The sequence below is a fragment of the Streptomyces sp. HSW2009 genome, from assembly GCF_040240285.1.
Classification (GTDB): Bacteria; Actinomycetota; Actinomycetes; order Streptomycetales; family Streptomycetaceae; genus Streptomyces.
Genome location: NZ_JBEHZD010000756.1, coordinates 1 through 3062, shown reverse-complemented (window position 1 = coordinate 3062; position 3062 = coordinate 1). Strand labels below are relative to the sequence as shown.

The 3062-nt window shown below is 77.2% G+C and carries 1 protein-coding gene; it reads right to left on the bottom strand.

The window, feature by feature from the left end; all coding sequences use genetic code 11:
* Positions 1 to 3062 (bottom strand): non-ribosomal peptide synthetase (locus tag AAHZ94_RS31780; RefSeq protein ID WP_349997176.1); only part of this gene is annotated, 3062 nt, incomplete at both ends.

Sequence of the window (3062 nt, the reverse complement as noted above, 5' to 3'; positions counted from 1 at the left end):
CGGCCGCCAGCGCGCCACCGGCCGGCGGCACCGCACCCCCGGGCGCCGCGAACGTGCCGTGTTCGGCGGTCAGGTCGACGGAGGCGCACAGCATCGGGTGCCGGTCGACGAGGGCGGCCAACACCGCTTCCAGGGCGCCGGCTTCGACGCCGCTGGGCAGCGTGAGCAGCATGGACTGGCTGAACCGGGCGGTGGGTCCGCCGCGTTCCGCCAGCCATCGCATGATCGGGGTGAGCGGTGCGGGGCCGCTCGGTGCGGGGAGCGCGGGGGCCTGCTGGCCGGCGGGGTCGGTGGGGCCTGTGGGACCGGTCAGTCCCGCGGCTCCACCCCGCGCTCCGACGAGGGCGGCCAGCCGCCGTACGGTGGTCTCTTCGAAGACCTCGCGCGGGCTGAGCCCGATGCCCGCCGCACGGGCCTTGGCCACCAGTTGCAGGGACAGGATGCTGTCGCCGCCGAGGGTGAAGAAGCTGTCCTGGGCCCCGACCGCGGGCAGCCCGAGCACCGCGGCGAACAGTTCGGCCAGCACCTCTTCGACCCGCCCCACCGGCTTCTCCCGCCCGATGCCGGCGGCGAAGTCCGGGGCGGGCAGGGCCGCCTGGTCGAGCTTGCCGTTGGCGGTCACCGGCAGCCGCTCCACGACGACCAGCGCCGCGGGCACCATGTGCTCGGGCAACTCGACGGCGAGCCGCGCCCGCAGGGCTTCGGTGTCGATCGGGGTGGGTTGGGTTGGTTGCACAGCCGACGCAGCAGGCGCGGCAGCCGGGACCGCCGGCACAGTCGGTACTGCCGGGACGACGTACCCCACCAGCCGGCCGGGTCCGCCGTCCGAGCGGACCACGACCGCGGCCGTACGCACCTGCGGCGAGCGGGTCAAGGCGGTGGCGATCTCGCCGAGTTCCACCCGGAAGCCGCGGACCTTGACCTGGTCGTCGCCACGGCCGTGGTAGCGCAGTTGCCCGTCCTCGCCCCAGGAGACCAGGTCCCCGGTGCGGTACATGCGGGCGCCCGGCGGGCCGAAGGGGCTGGCCGTGAAGCGCTGGGCGGTGAGCGCGGCCCGGCCCAGGTAGCCGCGTCCCACGCCGGCCCCGGCCACGTACAACTCGCCCACCACACCGGGTGGCACCGGGCGCAGCAGCGGGTCGAGGACGTGCGCGGTGACGCCGGGCAGCGGGCTGCCGATCGGCGGGGTCGCCGCGCCGGTGAGGGGTGAGCTCATGGTCACGCAGGCGGTCGCCTCGGTCGGCCCGTACGCGTTGACCATGCGCCGCTCCGGCGCCCAGCGGGCCACCAGTTCGGCCGGGCACGCCTCGCCGCCGACGACGAGGGTCCGCAGGTGGTCGAGGCCGGTGGGTTCGAGGCCCGTGAGGGCGGTGGGCGGGATCAGGGCGTGGGTGATGCGGTGGTGGGCGAGCGCCTCGCCGAGGAGTTCGCCGGCGAGCGGGCCCGGCGGCGGGACGACCAGGGTGGCGCCGGTGGCCAGCGCCATCAGCGTCTCCATCACCGAGGCGTCGAAGGACGGCGAGGCGAGCGCCAGGACGCGGCTCTCCGGGTCGATGGCGAGCCGGTCGGCCTGCGCGGCGGCCAGCGCGGCCAGGCCGTGGTGCTCGATCACCACGCCCTTGGGCCGGCCGGTGGAGCCCGAGGTGTAGATGACGTACGCGGCGTCGCGCGGCGTGGCGGTGTCCAGCAGCGCCCGGGTCGGCGGGGCGTCCGGGTCAGTGGGCGGCGCGGCAGGGCCGGTCAGGTCCGCCAGGTGCAGCACCGTGGCGTCGGTCGCGGCCAGCCGGGGCGCGAGGCCGGCGGTGGTGAGGACGAGTGTCGGGGCGGCGTCAGTGAGCATGTAGGCGATGCGCTGGCTCGGGTAGTCGGGGTCGACGGGCAGATGGGCGGCGCCGGCCCGCTGCACCGCCAGGAGGGCGACGACCAGGTCGACCGAGCGCGGCAGCACGACGGCGACCAGCCGGCCGGGGCCGGCCCCGTGTGCGATCAGACGGACCGCCAACTCTCCGGCTGCTGCGTGTAGTTGGGCGTAGGTCAATTCGGTGCGGGGCGCGCCGGCGGCGCCCGGCCCACCGGCGGCTCCCGACCCGCCCGCCGCGTCCGCCGCGCCCAAGGCACCCGGCCCACCCGGCGCAGCAGAAGCCTCCGTGGCCGCGGGTCCCGTCACGGCGACGGCCTGCGGGCGGCTGCGCACCTGGGCGCCGACCAGTTCGGCCCAGGTGGCGGGCGGCGGCGGGGTCGGGCCGTGTTGGCGTTCGGCGAGGGCGGCGCGCTCGGCGGGCAGCGCCAGGTCGAGCGCGCCCACCGGGGTGTGCGGCTCGGTCAGCAGGGCGCGCAGCCCGGCCCGTACCCGCTCCGCGATCCGCTCCACGGCCTGCGCGTCCACCGCGTCCGGCTGGTACTTCAGCCGCAGCGTCAGTTGCTCGCCGGGGATGGCGACGCAGGTCAGCGGGTAGTGCGTGGCGTCCTGGCCGTGGACGTCGGCGACGGTGAGGCCGGTGCCGGCGGTGAGCTCCGTCAGGTCGTCCACCGGGTAGTTCTCGACGGCCGTCAGCGTGTCGAAGAGCGTGCCGATGCCGGTCTCGCGCTGGATGTCGGCCAGGCCCAGGTGGTGGTGCGGCAGCAGCGTGGTCAGCTCCTCCTGCACCCGGGTGGCCAGGTCGAGCAGCGACTCCTGCGGGCGCAGCCCGACCCGGACCGGGACGGTGTTGACGAAGAGTCCGACCATCTGCGTCACGCCGGGCACCTCGGCTGGGCGGCCGGAGACGACGGTGCCGAAGAGCAGGTCGGTGCGGCCGGTGCAGGCGGCGAGGGTCAGGGCCCAGACGGTCTGTACGACCGTGCCCAGGGTGAGTTCCCTGGCCCGGGCGAACGCGGCGAGTTCCGCGGTGAACTCGGCGTCCAGCGCACGCGTCAGCTCCTCCGGCGGGGCCCCCCCCCCCCCCCCCGCCGCCGCGGCCCGGGGGGGGGGGGGGGGGGGGGGGGCCGGCCCCCCCCGGGCCCCCGCCGCGGCGCCCGCCGCCGCCGGGCCGGCCCCCCCGCCCGCGGGCGGGGGGGGGGGG